General features: G+C 65.4%; 19 protein-coding genes. 4 read left to right on the forward strand and 15 right to left on the reverse strand.

Annotated features, from left to right (window positions below; translation table 11 throughout):
- Positions 1-39: 39 nt before the first annotated feature.
- Positions 40-303, forward strand: coding sequence for a hypothetical protein (locus tag DBR47_RS17485; RefSeq protein ID WP_124452388.1), 264 nt, complete (start codon positions 40-42; stop codon positions 301-303).
- Here DBR47_RS17485 and DBR47_RS17490 read toward each other — a convergent pair.
- Genes DBR47_RS17490 through DBR47_RS17505 form a run of 4 tightly spaced genes read right to left on the reverse strand, consistent with a single transcriptional unit; the run spans position 289 to position 4,445 of the window.
- Complete coding sequence (locus DBR47_RS17490; RefSeq protein WP_124452390.1) at positions 289-1,056, reverse strand: metal ABC transporter permease; 768 nt, start codon at positions 1,054-1,056, stop codon at positions 289-291. The genes DBR47_RS17485 and DBR47_RS17490 overlap by 15 nt on opposite strands.
- Positions 1,053-1,988: a metal ABC transporter solute-binding protein, Zn/Mn family gene (locus tag DBR47_RS17495; protein ID WP_124452392.1), complete on the reverse strand. Its 936-nt coding sequence runs from the start codon at positions 1,986-1,988 to the stop codon at positions 1,053-1,055. Before DBR47_RS17495 ends, DBR47_RS17490 begins: the two co-directional genes overlap by 4 nt.
- The gene (locus DBR47_RS17500) at positions 1,969-3,135 is read right to left on the reverse strand and encodes a hypothetical protein (protein WP_231512367.1); all 1,167 of its coding nucleotides are present in this window, start codon (positions 3,133-3,135) and stop codon (positions 1,969-1,971) included. Before DBR47_RS17500 ends, DBR47_RS17495 begins: the two co-directional genes overlap by 20 nt.
- Positions 3,132-4,445 (reverse strand): YncE family protein, encoded by a 1,314-nt coding sequence (locus DBR47_RS17505; protein WP_124452394.1) that lies wholly within the window; start codon positions 4,443-4,445, stop codon positions 3,132-3,134. Before DBR47_RS17505 ends, DBR47_RS17500 begins: the two co-directional genes overlap by 4 nt.
- A gap of 166 nt (positions 4,446-4,611) precedes the next feature.
- On the opposite strand from DBR47_RS17505, the gene DBR47_RS17510 reads away from it, so the two are divergent.
- Positions 4,612-5,091, forward strand: coding sequence for a Fur family transcriptional regulator (locus DBR47_RS17510; RefSeq protein ID WP_124452396.1), 480 nt, complete (start codon positions 4,612-4,614; stop codon positions 5,089-5,091).
- 75 nt (positions 5,092-5,166) lie between these two features.
- On the opposite strand, the gene DBR47_RS17515 is transcribed toward DBR47_RS17510, so the two are convergent.
- The 8 genes from DBR47_RS17515 to DBR47_RS17550 all read right to left on the reverse strand — a co-directional run bounded on the left by DBR47_RS17515 (position 5,167) and on the right by DBR47_RS17550 (position 14,639).
- Positions 5,167-5,547, reverse strand: coding sequence for a hypothetical protein (locus tag DBR47_RS17515; RefSeq protein ID WP_124452398.1), 381 nt, complete (start codon positions 5,545-5,547; stop codon positions 5,167-5,169).
- Positions 5,548-5,668: 121 nt separating this feature from the next.
- The gene (gene dcd, locus DBR47_RS17520) at positions 5,669-6,238 is read right to left on the reverse strand and encodes a dCTP deaminase (RefSeq protein WP_124452400.1); all 570 of its coding nucleotides are present in this window, start codon (positions 6,236-6,238) and stop codon (positions 5,669-5,671) included.
- Positions 6,239-6,298: 60 nt separating this feature from the next.
- Positions 6,299-7,108, reverse strand: a complete 810-nt coding sequence (locus DBR47_RS17525) for a CPBP family intramembrane glutamic endopeptidase (protein WP_197047136.1) — start codon at positions 7,106-7,108, stop codon at positions 6,299-6,301.
- 162 nt (positions 7,109-7,270) lie between these two features.
- A complete protein-coding gene (locus DBR47_RS17530) occupies positions 7,271-8,881 on the reverse strand; it encodes an ABC transporter substrate-binding protein (RefSeq protein WP_197047137.1) in 1,611 nt (536 codons plus the stop codon).
- Positions 8,882-8,953: 72 nt separating this feature from the next.
- On the reverse strand, positions 8,954-12,022 hold the full coding sequence (locus tag DBR47_RS17535; protein ID WP_124452406.1) for an efflux RND transporter permease subunit: 3,069 nt from the start codon (positions 12,020-12,022) through the stop codon (positions 8,954-8,956).
- Positions 12,023-12,035: 13 nt separating this feature from the next.
- On the reverse strand, positions 12,036-13,232 hold the full coding sequence (locus tag DBR47_RS17540) for an efflux RND transporter periplasmic adaptor subunit (protein ID WP_124452408.1): 1,197 nt from the start codon (positions 13,230-13,232) through the stop codon (positions 12,036-12,038).
- Positions 13,233-13,350: 118 nt separating this feature from the next.
- Positions 13,351-13,839 (reverse strand): ribonuclease HI, encoded by a 489-nt coding sequence (gene rnhA / locus DBR47_RS17545; RefSeq protein WP_124452410.1) that lies wholly within the window; start codon positions 13,837-13,839, stop codon positions 13,351-13,353.
- Positions 13,836-14,639, reverse strand: a complete 804-nt coding sequence (locus DBR47_RS17550) for a class I SAM-dependent methyltransferase (RefSeq protein WP_124452412.1) — start codon at positions 14,637-14,639, stop codon at positions 13,836-13,838. The genes rnhA and DBR47_RS17550 overlap by 4 nt, the downstream gene beginning before the upstream one ends.
- Positions 14,640-14,678: 39 nt before the next feature.
- On the opposite strand from DBR47_RS17550, the gene gloB reads away from it, so the two are divergent.
- Together gloB and DBR47_RS17560 are read left to right on the forward strand one after the other, a co-directional pair.
- Positions 14,679-15,479, forward strand: a complete 801-nt coding sequence (gene gloB, locus DBR47_RS17555) for a hydroxyacylglutathione hydrolase (protein WP_124452415.1) — start codon at positions 14,679-14,681, stop codon at positions 15,477-15,479.
- Positions 15,476-17,182, forward strand: a complete 1,707-nt coding sequence (locus DBR47_RS17560) for a transglycosylase SLT domain-containing protein (RefSeq protein ID WP_124452417.1) — start codon at positions 15,476-15,478, stop codon at positions 17,180-17,182. The genes gloB and DBR47_RS17560 overlap by 4 nt, the downstream gene beginning before the upstream one ends.
- Positions 17,183-17,198: 16 nt before the next feature.
- Here DBR47_RS17560 and DBR47_RS17565 read toward each other — a convergent pair whose 3' ends face one another.
- Genes DBR47_RS17565 through DBR47_RS17575 form a run of 3 tightly spaced genes read right to left on the reverse strand, consistent with a single transcriptional unit; the run spans position 17,199 to position 18,549 of the window.
- Positions 17,199-17,594 carry an MAPEG family protein gene (locus DBR47_RS17565; RefSeq protein ID WP_124452419.1) on the reverse strand — a complete coding sequence of 132 codons (396 nt, stop codon included), beginning with the start codon at positions 17,592-17,594 and terminating at the stop codon, positions 17,199-17,201.
- Positions 17,595-17,621: 27 nt separating this feature from the next.
- Positions 17,622-18,203: a recombination mediator RecR gene (gene recR / locus DBR47_RS17570; protein ID WP_124452420.1), complete on the reverse strand. Its 582-nt coding sequence runs from the start codon at positions 18,201-18,203 to the stop codon at positions 17,622-17,624.
- Between the two features lie 19 nt (positions 18,204-18,222).
- The gene (locus DBR47_RS17575) at positions 18,223-18,549 is read right to left on the reverse strand and encodes a YbaB/EbfC family nucleoid-associated protein (RefSeq protein ID WP_124452422.1); all 327 of its coding nucleotides are present in this window, start codon (positions 18,547-18,549) and stop codon (positions 18,223-18,225) included.
- Positions 18,550-18,637 lie beyond the last annotated feature (88 nt).

The following is an 18,637-nucleotide window of genomic DNA, read 5'->3' on the forward strand; positions in this document are numbered from 1 at the left end:
CCCGGCGCCGCCCTCCAACCCTGGCCGTCCGAGGTGGGTATGACTCTGCTGCAACTGACTCAAATCAAGCGCTGGCTACTCCTGCACCAGGGTCGGCACCCGGTAGAGCTGTATGCCTGGGACCTGGTGCTCACCGCCTGGGTGCTGGGTTGGATGGCCTTGCCGGTTTTTGTGCTGCTGGACGACTGGCCCCTGCTGCCCCTATGCCTGATGGGTTTCATGCTGCCCAACGCCTACGCCAGCTGGCGCCGCGGCCTGCACCGCCGCGGCCGCCTGCGCTGCGACTGGTTAACGGCGCTCTGAGCCCGCCGCCTTCAGCAGCGCGCTCAAGCCGCCCCACAGCGCCAGCGCCAAGGCCACGCAAGCGCCGCTAGGCCCATCAAACTGCCAGGACGCCCACAAGCCCAGCGCCGCCACCAGGGCCGCCGCCAGGGCGGCGCGCCACAAAGGCCAGCCCGCCTGCATCCACAAGGCCGGCGCGATCAGGGTGACGAAGACCAGGAACAGGCCCAACACGGGCACGACCAAGCTGGTCAGCACGGCGAACAGGGGGTAGAAAAACGCGTCGCGGCCCAGCAGAGCCGGCCACAGCCCACGCACCAGCAACATCAGCGCGGCGCATGCCGCCATCAGTCCCACCTGCGGCCAGCCGGCCCACAAAACATCGGCAGCCAAAAGCTGCAACCATTGCTCGCGGCCATGGGGGTCAAGTCTTGCCCCCAGCATGGCCAGGCTGGCACCGGCCACATAGACCAGGCCGATCAAGGCCTCGCGCTGCTGCGGCCAGCGCCGCGCCAGCTGAGCCACCAAGGCCGCGCAGAGCAAGGCCCCGAGCGCCGCCGCCAAGGCCTGCCCACCGGGGCCATGGTCATGTGCCACGCCCAGACCCGAGGCCCATAGCGCCGCCGCAGCCGCCGCCTGCGCCACCGCCAGGTCGATGAAGACCACGCCGCGCCGCAAGACCTGGGCCCCCAGCGGGGCCAAGGCCAGAATGCCCGCCAGCAAGGCCAGGGTCGGGGCCAGGAACCACAGCTCGCTCCAAGCTGGCCAACTCATCGCGCCACCCTGCCCTGCTGTGCGTCGAGCAGGGCTTGCAGCAATTGCTCGAACCATTGCTCCAGCGCTTCGGCGCCGCCCGCGTCGGCCACGGTGGCGGGCAGGCTCAGCAAAGGCACTTGGCCGGCCAATTGTTTGTCCAGCCAGCGCGCGGCCCGCGGGTCCTGGTAGCTGCTCACCACCAGGGCCAAGGGCGGCTCGCTGCGCAGGCTTTGCAGCACGCCTTGCAGATGGGCAGGCGTGGGTGCCATGCCAGGCTTGGGCTCCAAATCCAGGGTCTGGCGCAGGCCCAGCCAATGCCAGAGATAGGCGAAGCTGGCGTGCTGGGCGGCCACGGCACGGCCACGCAGCGGCGCGGCGCGGCGCTCCCAGTCCTGCAGCTTGGCCTGCCAGCGGCGCTCAAACTGCGCATGGCGCTGGGCGATCTGCGCCGCCTGGGCCGGCCACAGCTGCTGCATGCGCTGCGACAAGGCCAGCGCCACCGCCTGCATACGGCGCGGATCGGCATGCAGATGCGGGTTGCCCTCGGGGTGCACATCGCCATCGAAGGGCGTGATGAAGCCAGTCTGCGGGCTTAGCAACTTCACCTGCTGGGCGGCGTAGAACATGCCCGGCCGGCCGTCTTGCACGCGCGGATTACCGGCCCGCTCCTGCAAGGTAGGCAGCCAGCCGGCCTCCAGTGAGGCCCCGGTGCAAACCGCTAACTCGGCCGCGCGCAACTGGGCGATCAAGGCGGGCCGCGCCTCGATGTGATGCGGGTCCTGAGCCGCGTGAGTGGCCGTGTAGATGCGCGCCTCGGGCAGCAGGACGCGAGTCAGGGCCGCCCATTCGGGCTCGCAGGCCAGCACGGTTTGCGCGGTCACCGGTGCGCTCAAACTCAGGGTCAGCAGCAGGCCACACGCCGCGAGCAACTTAGAACGAATGCGCACCATGGGCTCCAAAGCTCAACACATACTGCAGCAGCACGGAGCGCGGCGAAGCGCCCTCCACATCCTGCACACGGTTCTGGGTGGACAGCTGCAGGCGCAGGGTCTGCGCATGGCTGGGTTTCCAGGCCAGCATCAGCGACTGTTCGGCCACCTCAGCGGCATGGAAATGATCGCCATGCGGCATGCTGGCGCGCAGCCAGTCCCCGCGCAGGCCCAGCTCCCATTGCTGCGAAAAGCGCCAGACCGCGCTCAGGGCCAGGGCGCGGTGCTGGTCGCCCGAGCTGGCATGGCGGTTGATGCCGCTGACCTGGGCATACTCGGCCAGCAGGCGCAGCTGTTGCTGGCGGTTATTGCCGTCGGGCGCCCATTTCCAGGCCAGGTCCGTCATCCACACGTGGCGGCCGCTGAGCTTGGCCCCGTGGGCATGGCCGGCATGGTCATCGTGGCCTTCCTCATGTGCTTCGCCATGCTCGTCCCCATGCCCTTCCTCCAAGGCTTCACGGCGATTGTTCAGATACGAGACGCCCCATTGCCAGCTGTGCGCACGGCCCCAGTCATCGCCCAGTTTGAGGCGCAGGGTGGCGGCGCCCACCGCGGGCGAGCTGCCAGACTCTTGCACCAGTTGCCGACCGCGAAAGACCTCGGCCCCAAGGCCCAGGTAAAAGGACGTGGGCGCGGTCCAGTTCAGGCGCAGGCCGTCATCAAACCAATGGCCGCCCAAGAGGCTGCGATAGAGCAGCGGCCGCTCGACAAAGTCATCGGCATGCGGATGTTGCTCGTTCAAGGCGCCGATCTGCGAGGCAAAGCGCCCGGCCCGCGCCTGCCAGCCGGCCGGCAGGCTGCGGCTCTGCAGCCAGGCTTCCTCCAGCTCGACCTCGTAGCTGCTGCCATGGCTGTGGGCAGCCAACCCGGCCTGGGCGCTGAAATGCGTACCCAGCGGGCCGCGCGCGACCAGATCGCTATGACCCAGGGCCAGGCCTTGCTGGCGTTGGCCCAAGGCCAAGGGGCGCGAGTTGCTGGCCACGTCCAGCACGGCACCCAACTCCCAGCCCTTGGCGGGCGCTTGGGTGGGCTGTGCCTGGGCCAGGCCGCTGATGGCAGCCAAGCCAAAGGCCAGACCAGACCCCATGATTTGCGCTATGGCTTTCATCGCGAGATCCCCGTCCAGGTCAGCGCGGCGGGCACATAGCCCAGTGCGCGGCGCGCCTTCAGCTCGGCCTTGCTCGAATCCAGCACCAGCAACTGGCTGGCCTGGGGGTCGCTGAGGTAGATCTCGTCCTTGGCGCCGTTGGCGACCATGGCAGGCCAAGGCGCGGCCGTGGGCATGGTGGCGATGGCGGCCGGCAGGCGCGCGGCATGCACCCAGGCATTGCCCTGGCGCTGCATCACCGTCAACGTGCCCAGGTCATCGAGCAGGAACAAACGCGTGCCGCTGCGATCAAAAGCATGGGCACGTCGCACCCGACCCTCGGCCCAATCCTTGGGCAGCAGGGGCGAGACGCTGCCGGCCTCGGCGTCGATGGCAAAGAAGCGCGTGGTCACCGGGCCGGGTGCCGCGCCCTCGCTGCCGATACCGATGAACTGACCGGGCAGCTTGGCATGACCCGCCAAGGTGCTGATGCGCAAAGGAGCGCTGAGTTTGCTGTCCAGCACGGTGCTGGCATCCATGTGCTTGGCCAGCAGGACCCCGTCCTTGCATCCCGCCACGGTGTACTTGCCGGAACTGGCGCTGCCATGCATGCCGTCGCAACGCGTGGCCAACAGGCGGTCGACACGGTAAGCGCTGCCTTCGCGCTGGTAGAGCTGCAGATGGGTGGGCAGGCTGTCGCCGGCATCGGCGGCGCGGTGCACGACCAACAGCTTGTTGTCCAGGGGTTCGGCCAGGCCGTGGATGGGCGCGGCCAGGTCCAGGCTGGCCAGGAGGCTGCCCGAGGCGATGGACGCGTCGCTGAGCAGGCGCACGGCGGCGTTCTGCACCGGCTGGCTCGTCGCATTGCCATCCATGAAGACGGCCACCTGCTTGCCGGGTTGCACATCCACATGGGTGGGGCGCGCGCCTGCCAGCTTCCAAGTCAAGGCCTTGGCGGCTTGCTTGTAGTCGTGCAGGTGGTCGCCATGGTTCTCTTGCCAGACGCCGCCGTCGATAAATTGCAGCTGGTCCTTGTTGCGTTGAGCAGCCAGCACATAACGGCCACCGGGGCTGGTGTAGAGGCCGGACGGCGCATCGTCCAGCGTGAAGCTGCTGGCCTGCAGCGTGGCGCTGTCCAGATCGTGAACGCGCAGCACGGCCGAGCCCTTCTCGGCCACGGCCAAGCGGCCGGCGGTGTCGATGCTGTGGTCCGCGTGTGAATGCTTGTCCTCCTCCTTGCTATCGCCACCGCCGCCGCAGGCGGACAACAGGGCCAGCACGGCGAGGCTCAGCAGATAGGGTCCGCGGCGGGCGGGTTTGAAAGCTCTCATGAAATCTCCGGATCACAAAGGGGGTGGAACAGGCTGCAGGTGCAGGCAAGGACGAACGGACGAAAGGACGAACAACAGCGCCCGGCATCATACGATATTGATAACTCATTATCATTAAAACCAATGCGACAATCACGCCAATCGCCCCGACTGATTGCCGCCGCCCATGGAACGCTCAACTCGCCAACGCACCGCCATCTGTGACGCCATCGCCGCCGCCGGGCGCCCGCTCTCGGCCCTGGAGGTCTTGGAGGCCGCTCGCGTCGATGTCGAGGGCCTGGGCATCGCCACGGTCTATCGCAATTTGAAGCTGCTGCTGGAAGATGGCGCCATCACCCTCGTCCAGCTAGCGAACGACGGTCCGCGTTATGAAATGGCCGGCCATGCCCACCACCACCATTTCCAGTGCACCTGCTGCCAACGTGTGTTCGATGTGCATCAGTGCCCGGGTGATCTGGCCAAGCTGGCGCCTCCCGGCTTCAGCGTGGAAAGTCATGAGATCACCCTCTACGGCCATTGCGAGGACTGCCAAGCTCCGGTGAGCAAGAGCAAGAGCGCGCCCAAGTCCAGCACCGGCAAAGCCAGCAAGCCCGCCCCCTGCGGCCACAAACACAGCCTGCCCCGGCCCAGTAGCAAGACGATCTAAGTTCGATCCCACAAACGAACAAGCCCTCGGATCACGAGGGCTTGAGGAGGGGAAAAAAGAAAGCGCGCTTGGGCTTCAGTGCACCAGCCCGATCCACTCACCGGCCTGCTGGTAGCTATTGAACAGTTGCATCGCCAGTTCACGCAGTTGCGGGTTGGCGCTGGCATGACCTTGGGCCAGGCGCTCGCAAGCGTAGAGCCGGTCATACATCATGCGGGTGGGTTGCAGGCTCAGGCCTTCAGCGGCCATCAAGGCCTGCAGGCGCTGCAGATCGGCCGGCTTGGCCGGCGCCACCACCGTCAGGCCCAGATCCAATGCGGCCTGCGGACGCAGGGCCGGATCGACCTCGTAGCCGCCCACCGAAACCCGTGAGTCCACAGCCGCGCTCTCGCGCAGATCAAAAAAGATCGGTGCGCTGTCTTGGGGGTGGGCGATGAGGTGCAGGGGGATGATCATGGCGGGCCTCGGCGGTAAAGCTTGAGAATGGCTTCATGATGCCGGGCCGCCGCCAAACTTAAATCGGAAAAAGCGGGCGAAAGACCCGCTGATTCGATTCAAGTTTCAGTCACTCACGCGATCAGGTCTTGGGCAGGGTGACGCCTGTTTGGCCCTGGTACTTGCCGCCGCGATCCTTGTAGCTGGTCTCGCAGACCTCGTCGCTCTCAAAAAACAGCACTTGCGCGCAGCCTTCGCCGGCATAAATCTTGGCCGGCAACGGCGTGGTGTTGGAGAACTCCAGCGTCACATAGCCTTCCCACTCGGGCTCGAAAGGCGTCACATTGACGATGATGCCGCAGCGGGCGTAAGTGCTCTTGCCCAGGCAGATGGTCAGCACATTGCGCGGGATGCGGAAGTACTCCATGGTGCGCGCCAGGGCGAAGCTATTGGGCGGGATGATGCAGTAGTCACCCTCCATATCGACAAAGCTCTTGTCGTCGAAGTTCTTGGGGTCCACCACCGAGCCGTAGACATTGGTGAAGACCTTGAACTCGGGCGCACAGCGGATGTCGTAGCCGTAGCTGGAGGTGCCGTAGCTGACGATTTTCTCGCCGGCTGAATTGGCGCGCACCTGGCCGGGCTCAAAAGGCTCGATCATGCCGTGCTGCTCGGCCATGCGGCGTATCCATTTGTCGCTCTTGATGCTCATGCGGGTCTTTCTGGAATCAGGTTATTCAGCCGGATTTTAAGGTGCGCTCACCAAGCCCCCTTATGTCTTGAGCAGCGAGGGATAGCTGAACAGGCCGAAGTGCAGCGCGTTCACGCCAAAGTGCAGCAGCGTGGGCGCCAAGATATTGCGCGTCGAGGCATAGGCCAGGGCATAGCCCAGACCCGCCACCGAGGCCAGCACCGCCATGGCCGGGCCGTGGGCCAGACCAAAGAAGAGGGCCGAAAAGGCGATGGGTAGACCCAGGCGCCAAACACTGCCCTGCCCTAGCAAACGCGCCAACTGCTCCTGCAGCAAGCCGCGGAAAAAGGCTTCCTCGGCCAGCGCTACGAAAAAGAAATTGGCAAACAAAAAGGTCCAGGCAAAGTCCGGCCACTTGGGCTCAAGGCGGATGGCGCCTGAGCCCCAGGCCAGGCCAAACACGGCAGCGAAGGTCAGCACACAGATCAAGCCCAGCGAGACCCAGGTTCGCGCCGACGAAAACGCCGACACACCGCGCTCGGCAAACACCGCCAGCAAAAGCACGCCCACAAAGCCCTTGTCAAAGTTCAGATAGAACTTCATCGGCCTGGCGCCCTCGTGCAGCTTGCCTGCAAAGACCAGGGGGTTGGCAACACCTGGCACCAGGTGCACGCTCAAGGCCAGGGCCGCCAGGGCGATCAGGCAAATCAAGCCGCTTGAGAGGGCCGGCGCCTCAATGCCCCGTGCGTAGACAACGCCCGCTGCAAAAGAACTCAGGATCAGCAAGGCGCCCAGGCTCAGCACCCCACAGGCGAAGGCCGCCGCCTGGGCTGCGACCAGCAAAAGCTGCCAGGGCGCAAGCCGCCACTTTCCTAAGCGCAGAGACGGCAAGCACACACTGCATGCGGCAAGGGCAAGAAGGCCAAAGGGCAGGAAATTGCTGTTCATCCAGGGAGTGTGAGTGGCCGTTTAGCTGGCCGAAATTGTAGCCAGCGCCTGCGCCTTGCTAACGCCACAAACCCTGTGATTCCGACCCCTGCAAACCCGGCCCCTCTAGCGCAGGCTCACACCGTCAAAACGTATCGTGCCATCCACCCCCAAGCGAAAGCCGACCACGTTCTTGCGCATGGCCACACTCATGGCACCGTTGGCGATGGGACTCCAGGGCAGCTGCTTCATCGCGATCTGCTGCGCCTTGGCATAGAGCTTTTTGCGCTGCGCCTCGTCCAGGGTTTGCTTGGCCGCGGTGATGGTGGCGTCGTAGTCTTTGTCGCAGAAAAAGCTGGCGCTCGCCGCGCCGCAGGCCAGCTGGCCGGCCGAGCTGGCGGGCTCGACCTCGCCGTTCCAGCCCAGCAAGGCGGTGTCGTGCTCGCCTGCGTCCACCCGCTTGAGGTACTCGCCCCACTCGAACGTCATGATGCGCGCCTTCACCCCCACCTTGGCCCAATCGGCCTGGATCATCTGGGCCATCAGCTGGGCATTGGGGTTGTAAAAGCGTTGCACCGGCATGGCCCAAAGGCTCAGTTCCAAGTTCTTGACGCCGGCCGACTGCAGCAAGGCCTTGGCCTTCTCGGGGCTGTAGACCGGAGGTTTGAGTGAGGCGTCATGGGCCCAGTTGATCATGGGGATGGGTGAATCCGCCACCACGCCGCCGGGGCCGAACACGGTCTTGATGATGGCCGCCTTGTCGATGGCCATGTCCAGGGCCTGGCGCACGGCCAGCTGATCGAGCGGCGGCTTTTTCAGATTGAAGGCCAAGAACCCAATATTCATGCCCGGCGCGCTCTGCACCGTGATGTTGGGGTCGCCCTGCAGCTCGGCCAGGTCCACCGAGCCGGTGATGGGCGCGATATCGCATTCATTGCGTTTGAGCCGCTGGGTGCGCACATTGCGATCCACCGTGATGGCATAGACGAGGTTGTCCACCCCGGCTTGATTTGGCACAAAGTACGCTGGGTTGCGGGTGTAGCGGATCACGCTGTCCGGCTGAAAGCTCTTGAACACAAAAGGGCCGGTGCCCACCGGCTGGGTGGCCAATTGCTGGGGCTTGCCCTGGCGCAAAAGCTGGGCACCATATTCAGCGGACTGGATGCCGGCGAAGGCAAAGCCCAGGGTTCCGAGAAAGGTGGCATCCACCGCATTCAGCTGGATCAACACCTCGTCATCTGCCACCCGCTCCACGCTGCGGATCAGCTTCTCCCAGCCCAGGCTGGGCACATAGGGTGAGATCGTGGGGTAGGCCTTCTGCATGGGACTCTTGGGGTCCAGCAGGCGATTGAAGGTGTAGAGCACATCGTCGGCATTGAAGTCGCGCGTGGGCTTGAACCAGGGCGTGCTGTGGAACTTCACGCCATGCCTGAGCTTGAAGCGGTAGCTGCGCCCGTCGGCGCTGATGCGCCAACTCTCGGCCAGCGAGGGGATGATGCGGTCGGTGGCCAGATCGTTGTCCACCAGACCCGAGTAAATGGGCAAGGTGGCGATATGGTCCACGCCGGAATCGCTGTTGGCCGGATCAAAGGACTTGGGGCTGCCCGCCGCGCAAAACCTCAGGGTGCTGGGCGCCGCCCAACTGCTTTGGCAGGCCCCCAACAGCGCCAAACAAAGAGGCAGTCCACGCAGGGCAAAACGGGCACCATCCAACAAAGGCTTTGAAAGTTCGGGCATCACGGCGTTCTCGATCAAAGAAACAGATGCGCCGCATATTCGCATGCGGCGCATCACCTGCCCGGGCCATGATTACCCTTGCGTCACCTCCAGCGCCGGCGTGGTGATCGCCCCCGGCGTGCTCTTGCGGGCCAGCAAGGTGTACATGGTGGGCACGACGAAGAGCGTCAGCAAGGTACCCAAGCTCATGCCGCCCACGATGACCCAGCCAATCTGCTGGCGGCTCTCGGCACCGGCACCGCTGGCCAGGGCCAGGGGGATGGCGCCCAGCACCATGGCACCGGTGGTCATCAGAATCGGCCGCAGGCGCAGGGCCGAGGCCTCCACCACCGCGTCCATCACCGAGCGGCCCTGCTGGCGCAGCTGATTGCTGAACTCGACGATCAGGATGCCGTGCTTGGTGATCAGGCCCACCAGGGTGATCAAGCCGATCTGCGAATACACATTGAGCGTGCCGCCCGACCACTTCAGCGCCAGCAAGGCCCCCACCATGGACAGCGGCACCGAGAGCAGGATCACAAAGGGATCGATAAAGCTCTCGAACTGAGCGGCCAAAACCAGGAAGATGAAGAGCAAGGCCAGGATGAAGACCAGGCCCAGGGCGCCGCTGCTGCTCTTGAACTCGCGCGAGACGCCGTTCAGCTCAGTGGCATAGCCCAGGGGCAGCAGCTTGGCCGCGGTGGCATCCATAAAGGCCAAGGCCTCGCCCAGGGAATAGCCTGGCGCCAGATTGGCACTGAAGGAGACCGAGCGGCGCTGGTTGAAGTGATTCAACTCACGCGGGCTGACCGCCTCACGCACCTTGACCAGGCTGCTCAGCGGCACCATCACATCGCCACGGCCGCGCACAAACAAGCGCTCTATCTGCTCGGGTGTGGCCCGGCCCGCCGCCTCGGTCTGCACCAAAACGTCGTACTGATCGGCACCGCGCTTGTAACGCGTCACCGCCCGGCTGCCCAGCATGGTCTCCACCGTGCGGGCAATCTGGTCGACCGAAACGCCCAGATCGGCGGCGCGCTCGCGGTCCACATCCATGAAGAGCTCGGGCTTGTTCAGGCGCAAATCGTTGTCGGGCTGGACCAGGCCGGGGTTCTTGCCCATCTCCGTCATAAAGCTCTGCGTCAGCGTGGCCAGATTGGCATAGCTGTCACTAGAGACCATGATGAAGTTCAACGGTCTATCCCGGAAGCCCTGGCCCAGGCTGGCCGGGGTGACGGGAAAGGCCTGCACACCGGGCAACATGCTCACCTTGGGCAGCATGTCCCGGGCGATTTCTTGCGTGCTGCGTTGACGTTCCGACCAGTCCACCGTGCGCAAGATGGCCAGGCCGGAATTAACCGTCGAGCCGCCGGCGAACAAAAAGGCCCGATCAAACTCGGGGTATGAGGCGGCGATGCGATCCACCGCGTCCAGGTAACGGGCGGTGAACTCCATGGTGGCGCCGTCCGGCCCGGTGACCGGCATAACGACCACACCCCGGTCCTCCATCGGCGCCAGCTCCGATTTAGCCGTGCTGAACAAATACCAGCTACCGGCACCCGAAGCCAACATCAAGAGCACCACGGCCCAGCGCTGGCGCAGGGCCAAGCGCAAGGCGCGGGCATAGCTGTCGCTGATGGCCACCAGCATGCGCTCCATGCCCTGGTCGAAACGGCTGGGGCTGGGGTTGTGACGCAAGAGCTTGCTGCACATCATGGGCGTCAGCGTCAGGGCCACAAAGCCGGACACCACCACGGCGCCTGCCAGAGTCAGGGCGAACTCCACAAACAGCCGCCCCGTGCGGCCCGGCGTGAAAGCCAGGGGCGCGAACACCGCCGCCAGCGTCATCGTCATGGCCAGCACAGCAAAAGCGATTTCCTTCGCACCCTTGAGCGCCGCCTGGAAGGGTTCCAGCCCTTCCTCGATATGGCGGAAGATGTTTTCCAGCACCACGATGGCATCGTCCACCACCAGGCCGATGGCCAGCACCAGGGCCAGCAGGGTCAGGGTGTTGACGGTAAAACCAGCCGCCGCCATCAAAGCAAAGCTACCAATCAAGCTGATCGGAATCGTCACCAAGGGAATGATGGAAGCGCGCAAGGTGCGCAGAAAGACGAACACCACCAGGGCCACCAGCACCACGGCCTCGCCGATCGTGCTGTAGACCGACTTGATCGAGCGGTCGATGAAGATGGAGTTGTCATTCGCCATCACCACCTTGATGGTGTCGGGCAGATCGGCCTGCAGCTTGGGCAGCAAGTCGCGCACCCCGGCCGACACCTCCAAGGGATTGGCCGTGGCCTGGCGCACCACGCCCAAGCTGACGGCGGGCACGCCGTTCAGGCGCACGCGCGAGCGCTCGCTGGCGGCGGCTTCCTCGATACGGGCCACGTCCCTCAGCCGGACCGTGGTGCCGGCGCCTTGTTTGACGACCACCTCGGCGAACTCGTCCACCTTGTTGATGTCGGTGCGCGCCGTCACGCTGAACTCGCGCTGCCGGCTCTCGATGCGGCCGGCCGGCACCTCCAGGTTTTGGCGGCGCAAGGCGTCTTCCACATCCTGCACCGTCAGCTTGTAGGCGGCCAGGCGGTCGGCGTCCAGCCAGATGCGCATGGCGTATTTGCGGTCACCGCCGGTCTGCACATCGGCCACACCGGGAATGGTCTGCAGGCGCGGCTTGACGACGCGCTCCACCAGATCGGTGATCTGCAGCGGGCTCAAGCTGTCGCTGATAAAGGCGATCCAGATGGTGGGCTGAGCATCGGCCTCCACCTTGGCCACCACCGGCTCATCGGCCGCATCGGGCAGGCGGCCACGCACCCGGGCCACGCGGTCACGCACATCGGCGGCGGCATCGTCGGGGTTCTTGCTGAGCTTGAAGCGGGCGGTGATCTGGCTGGACTCGGTGCGCGAGCTGGAGGTCAAGACCTCCACCCCGTCGATACCGGCGATGGAGTCTTCCAGCGGTTTGGTGATCTGGCCCTCGATCACCTCGCTGGAGGCGCCCACCAAGCGGGTGCTGACGGTCACCACCGGCTCGTCGATGCGCGGGTACTCGCGCAGCGACAGATGGCTGAAGGACACGATGCCCACCAGCAGCAGGATCAAAGACATCACCGTCGCGAAGACGGGGCGGCGGATGGAGATTTCGGAAAGTCGCATGGCGGCGCCCGCTTCAGTTCTTGCTTGCTGCTGAGGACGCTGCAGGAGCTGCTTGGGTACGAGCCGCCCCTTGCTTGTCCACATCGACCACGGTCAAGACCTGACCCTCGCCCTTCAAGAGCTTGGCCTGGCCGGCCGTCACCACCCGGTCGCCGGCCTGCACGCCTTCCAACAGTTCAACCTTGCCCGGCAGGCGCAGGCCAATCTTGGCCTCCATGCGTTGGGCGGTGGGCGCCCCACCCTTCTCACCAGGGACCAGCTTGATGATGTATTGCTTGCCGCCCTGGGGCACCAAGGCCTCCTCGGGCACCAGCAAGGCGTTTTGATGGGTGGCGAACAAGACCCGCACCCGGGCGAACAGGCCCGAGCGCAGTTCGGAATGCACGCCATCGAGCTTGGCGCGGACCAGCAGGGAGCGGCCATTGGCCTCCAGCTGCGTATCCAGGGCTTCCACCTTGGCCTTGAAATTGCGGCCGGGCAAGGCGTCCAGGGCCAGCTCCACCGCCTGGCCCAGCTTGAGCTGGGGCACAAAGCGCTCGGGCAGGCGGAAGTCCACCCACAGCGAAGACGAATCCTCCAGGCCGACCAGATCGCTGCCGTCCTTGACGTAATCGCCCAGATTGACGGCACGGATGCCGGCCACGCCGTCAAAAGGTGCGCGCACCTGCATGCGGCCCAGCTGGGCACGGCTCAGGGCGACTTGCGCCTCGGCCACCTGCAGGTTTGACAAAGCCTGGTCCACCACACTGGCGCTGACGAAGTTCTGGGCCAGCAACTCGCGGTTGCGCTTCAGATTGGCACTGGCGATGCTGGCCTGGGCCTCGGCTTGTTGGAGCTGGGCGGCCTGCAAGCTGTCGTCCAGCTGCACCAAAACCTGCCCCTTGCGCACCGGCTGGCCATCGACAAAGCCCAGCTTGACGATGCGGCCGCTGACTTCAGGCTTCAGCAGCACCGACTGGCGGGCCCGCAAGGTGCCGACCGCCTGGGCGTCCACCGCCAAGTCCAGCGACTCCACCCGCCCCGCCTCCACCGCGATGGGGGCCGCCGGTCCCTTGCCCACGCCCCCGCCGCCAGCCCCAGCCGACGCCGGGGCAGGCAAAGTTTTGGCTGGCCCGCTCTTGTTCTGCCACCAATAGGCGGAGCCACTCAGGATGAGCAGAGCAAAGACGGCGGCCGGGGCCACCCACGAGGTTTTTTTGTGCTGTGTCATTCGATTCTCCGAGCGCGGAACTCTATCCGCTCAGGGCGAATCGGCAAGCAGCAAAGGTCTGAAATACGGGCTGAGAGGGCCCAACGGCGGGTGGCCTGCGCACAGACCACGCGCAGACTCAGCGCGGCGCCGCGTTTACACCCTTGTTGGCCAGGGCGTCGGCCCGCTCATTGCCCGGGTCACCGGCATGGCCCTTGACCCAGCGCCACTCGACTTGGTGCAACTTCTCCAGGGCCTGCAGGCGTTGCCAGAGGTCGGCGTTCTTGACCGGCTTGTTGTCGGCCGTCTTCCAGCCCCGGCGCTGCCAGCCACCGATCCACTCGGTGATGCCTTTGCGCACGTACTCGCTGTCGGTGTAGATGATGATCTGGCAGCTGCGCTTGAGCGAGGCCAGGGCCTCGATGGGGGCGCTCAGCTCCATGCGGTTGTTGGTGGTGTTGGCCTCGCCACCGAACAACTCCTTCTCATGCTCGCCCGCTTTCAGCCAAGCCCCCCAGCCGCCACGGCCCGGGTTGCCCTTGCAAGCGCCATCGGTGTAAATCACCACCTGAGGCTTGGCAATCGCGGGGCGCGCGGGCGCGGGGGAATTCGGTTCAGCTTGAGTCATGGCGATGGGAGAACTTTTTTTGTTGACTTGATTTTGTGTTGATGAGAGGCCACCACCGGCGCGGCGGTGGCTCGTTTGGGCTTGGTCCGGCGCTCAAGACCGACCAAGCGCATGCCGCGGACTCGCTTGACGGCCACCAAAAAATACACGGCCCCCAGCACCGGCCACCAACGAGCGCCCAAGGGCTCGATCCAGGACCAGCGCTCCAGCCAGCGCGCCGTGCGCAGCGGTGGGCTGTAAGCGCCGAAGTGGGCCACGCCCACCTCGAAGCTGAGCAAGCGCAACCAGTCGCGCAAGCGCCAGTAGCCGATGAACTCGCCTTGCTGGGGCAAAAACAGCGGCGACCGGCCCGGAGAATAGCGCCCCAGATTCTGCCTCAAGCCCCACAAGCTGGCCGGGTTCAGGCCCGAGATCACCACGCGCCCTTCCGGCCGCAAGACCCGCTCCACCTCGCGCAAGGCCTGGTGGGGGTCGTGGGCCAGCTCCAACGCATGGGGCAGGAGAATCAGGTCCAGGCTATTGCTCTCGAAGGGCAGCGCGTCAAAGTCGCACAGAAGATCCAGCTGAACGGCTGTGGGCGCTACGGCGCCCTCGGCCGCGTGCTCATTGCCCAGCCAGCGATGCGGCATGCGGTTGGCGCGCAAGCCCTGCAATTCGGGCAAGCCCAGCTGCAGGGCGTGGAAGCCAAACAAGTCGGCCACGGCGGCGTCGAACTGCGCTTGCTCCCAGTCCAGCAGATACTGGCCCGGCGGCGTTTGCAGCCAGGCACCCAACTCTATAATCGTGGCTTCGCGTGTCATGGATATCGCCGCATGAATCTCGCCGTTTAAAAAGGCTGCATGGAACGAGTCGCTCCCCTCAGCATTGCCGCAATCCCCGCTTTCGCGGACAACTACATCTGGATGATCCACGATGGCCAGCAAGCCCTCGTGGTCGATCCGGGTGATGCGGCACCGGTGTTCGCAGCCTTGGCGGCGCAGTCCCTCCGCTTGGGCTGCATTCTAGTAAGCCACCACCACCCCGATCATGTTGGTGGCGTGGCGGCCTTGCGCGAGGCCTTTTCGGTGCCGGTCTACGGCCCAGCCCGAGAGCCCATGCCCGAACCCTGCATCCGGGTGAGCGAGGGTGAAAGCCTGAGCCTGCTGGGCCGCGAGTTTCAAGTGCTGGAAGTGCCCGGTCATACCGCCGGCCATATCGCCTTCTTGCTGGCGCAGCCGAATGCGGGGGAGGCGCCCGCCCTGTTCTGTGGCGACACCTTGTTCTCTGGCGGCTGCGGGCGCTTGTTCGAAGGCACACCGGCGCAGATGCACCAGTCCCTGCAAAAGCTGGCCGCCCTGCCTGCCGACACCCGGGTGTTCTGCACACACGAATACACCTTGGCCAATCTGCGCTTCGCCCGCCATATCGAGCCCGACAACAAGGCCTTGCGCGACTACCAAGCCTGGTGCGAGCAGCAACGCGCGCAAGACCTGCCCACCCTGCCCTCCACGCTGGCGCTTGAGCTACAGATCAACCCCTTTCTGCGCTGCGGCGAGGCCTCGGTGAGGGCCGCCGTGCTCCAGGGCCAGCCAGACTCAGCCAGCACGACCCTTATCGACATCTTTGGCCGCTTGCGGCAATGGAAGAACGACTTCAGATGAGCGCATCCCCGCACAGCCACTCCCCCCGCCTCCGCCCCCGCTTCACCTTCGCACCGGTCGCCCTGATCGCGCTGCTGCTGAGCGCCTGCGCCAGCACCACGCCCGGCTTGAACGCCGGCAACGAGCAGGCCTCCGACACCAAGCCCAGCGACCGTCACGCCCAGACGCGCAGCTTTGGCAATAGCTCGGGCACCCAGGCCGTGGCCAAGGCAGGCGCTGCCCAGGCCAAGACGGATGCCGCGCTGCCGGTGCTGGAAGACAGCCTGCGCCCCGGCGTGGCGGTGGATCTGAACGAGGCCCAAGCCCAGCAAGACCTGTGGGGCCGGGTGCGAGGCGGCTTTGCCATGGCCGAGCTGGACAACGACCTGGTGCGCAAGGCCGAGAACTGGTACAGCAGCCGCCCCGACTATGTGGGCCGCATGACCGAGCGCGGCAGCCGTTATCTCTTCCATGTGATGGAAGAGGTGGACAAGCGCGGCATGCCCTCAGAAATGGCGCTGCTGCCCTTTATCGAGAGCGCCTTCAACCCGCAAGCTCTGTCCACCGCCAAGGCCTCGGGCATGTGGCAGTTTGTGCCGGCCACCGGTCGCGACTTTGCGCTCAAGCAAAACATCTTCCGCGACGATCGCCGCGATGTACTGGCCTCGACCCGCGCCGCCCTGGACTATCTGAGCCGCCTGAACAAGAAGTTTGGCGACTGGCATCTGGCACTGGCCGCCTACAACTGGGGCCAGGGCAATGTGCAGCGCGCCATCGAGCGCAACCAACGCGCCGGCCTGCCCACGGACTACGAGAGCCTGCGCATGCCCGATGAGACGCGCTACTACATCCCCAAGCTGCAGGCGGTCAAAAACATCATCCTGGCGCCCGAGAAGTTCAACCTCACTTTGCCGCCGGTGGCCAACCACCCCTATTTCCTGAGCGTGAACATCGACCGCGATATGGATGTGGACGTGGCCGCCCGCCTGGCCGGCCTGAGCGTGGAAGAGTTCAAGCAGTTCAACCCGCAGATGAACAAGCCGGTGATGCTGGCGGCCAAGACCAGCCAGGTGCTGCTGCCCTACGACAACGCCAGCGCCTTCGCCGTCAATCTGGCCGCCCACCGCGGCCCCTTGGCCAGCTGGACGGCCTGGGTGGTGCCGCGCACCATGAAGTCCGCCGAGGCGGCCCGTCAGGTGGGCATGCCCGAGGCTCAGCTGCTGGACATCAACAAGATCCCGCCCCGCATGCTGGTCAAGCAGGGCTCGACCCTGCTGGTCTCACGCACGGCGCACCGGGATGATGATGTGTCCGAGCATCTGGCCGACAACGCGAGCATCGCCTTCGCCCCCGATGTGCCGCCGCTGCGCAAGCAAAGCGTGAAGGTTCGCAAGGGCGATACGGTGGCCGCCATCGCCGCGCGTTACCGCGTCAGCGAAGCGCAGCTGGCGCAGTGGAACAAGGTGAGCACCTCGGCCCGCTTCAAGGCCGGCCAGATGGTGGTGGTTTACACGCCGGTGTCGGCCAAGAACAGCACGCGCAGCGCCCAAGCCCCGCAACGCGGCAAGGCTCAGGCCAAGGCTCGCCCGGTGCGCACCGTGCAGACGGCGCAAAGCAGCCGCACGGCCAAGCCGACCAAGAGCAGCCGCCCGGTCAAGGCCCAGGCGAATGGCCGTCAGGTCACCGCCTCGGCCCAGGGCAATGGGGAATCCCGTCAGCGCTAAGTCTGGTTGAGTGAGTTCAGCGGGCGCTGAAAAACAGCGCCACGCTGCAGCCCAGGGCGATGAACCAGACCAGAGAACGCAGGCTGGGTTTGTCGGCCACATAAAGCCAGATATAGACGGCACGCGCCGCCAGAAAGCCCAGCGCCAGTGCGTCCACCGTGGCCTGCGGCGCCTTGAGCTGATGCGCAACCAGCACGCCAGCGATGAAGAGCGGCAAGGCCTCGAAGCTATTGGCCTGGGCCGCATTGGCCCGCGCCTGCCAGCCGCTTTGCTGGGCCAGCCAGGCACGCGGATCATGGTTGTCATAACCGCCCTCGCGGCGCGAGCGCCCGAAGCCGCGCGACTTGGCCAGGCCCGCGCACACAATGGGCAGCAGGCAGGCGACGATGATGCTGTAGTAGGCGATGGTCATGCAGGGATTCCTCGCGTTATTGAAGCTTTAGCGCCTGTCTACCAGGGCGTGGGCGATGGTGCCCAGATCCACATACTCCAACTCGCTGCCCACCGGCACGCCCCGCGCCAGACGGGTGGCGCGAATGCCGCGCGAGCGCAAGGCCTCGCTCAGCACATGGGCCGTGGCCTCGCCCTCGGCAGTAAAGCTGGTGGCCAGAATGACCTCCTCCACCGCGGTTTCGGCGGCCCGCTGCAAGAGCTCGGCCGCGCCGATCTGGCGCACACCCACCCCGTCCAGCGGGCTGATGCGGCCCAGCAGCACGAAGTAATAGCCTTTGTAGGAATTGCTGCGCTCCAGCGCCGCCTGATCGGCGGGCGACTCCACCACGCAGAGCAGGCGGGCGTCCCGCGCCGGGTCGGCACAGATGCTGCACACCGGCGTCTCGCTGAAGGTGTGGCAGCGCTGGCAGTGGCCGATCTGCTCGGCCGCGGCCTGCAGAGCCAGGGCCATGCTGCGCGCGCCTTCGCGGTCATGCTGCAGCAGGTGGTAAGCCATGCGCTGGGCCGACTTCTGCCCCACGCCGGGCAGGCGCTTGAGCGCCTCGATCAATTGCTCAAGAACCGTCACTGGCTGCGGCGGGCGGTGATCAGAAGGGGAATTTCATGCCGGGAGGCATGGGCATGCCGGCGGTCAGCTTGCCCATTTTTTGCGCGCTCACCTCTTCGGCGCGGCGCACCGCGTCGTTGAAGGCGGCAGCCACCAGGTCTTCCAGCATGTCCTTGTCATCGGCCAGCAGGCTGGGGTCGATGGTGACGCGCTTGACGTCGTTCTTGCAGGTCATCAAGACCTTGACCAAGCCGGCGCCCGACTGGCCTTCCACTTCCACATGCGCCAGTTCTTCCTGCGCCTTCTTCAGATTGTCTTGCATGGCCTGGGCTTGTTTCATCAAGCCAGCGAGTTGACCCTTCATCATTTTTCCTACTCCTGTTTGCAAAGAAATTGGTTCACCGTATGGCATTCGGGCCGAGCGCCGGGCCGCCCCAAGCCGGCCCGCGCTGGCA

The organism is Paucibacter sp. KBW04 (genome assembly GCF_003852425.1).
Classification (GTDB): Bacteria; Pseudomonadota; Gammaproteobacteria; order Burkholderiales; family Burkholderiaceae_C; genus Paucibacter_A.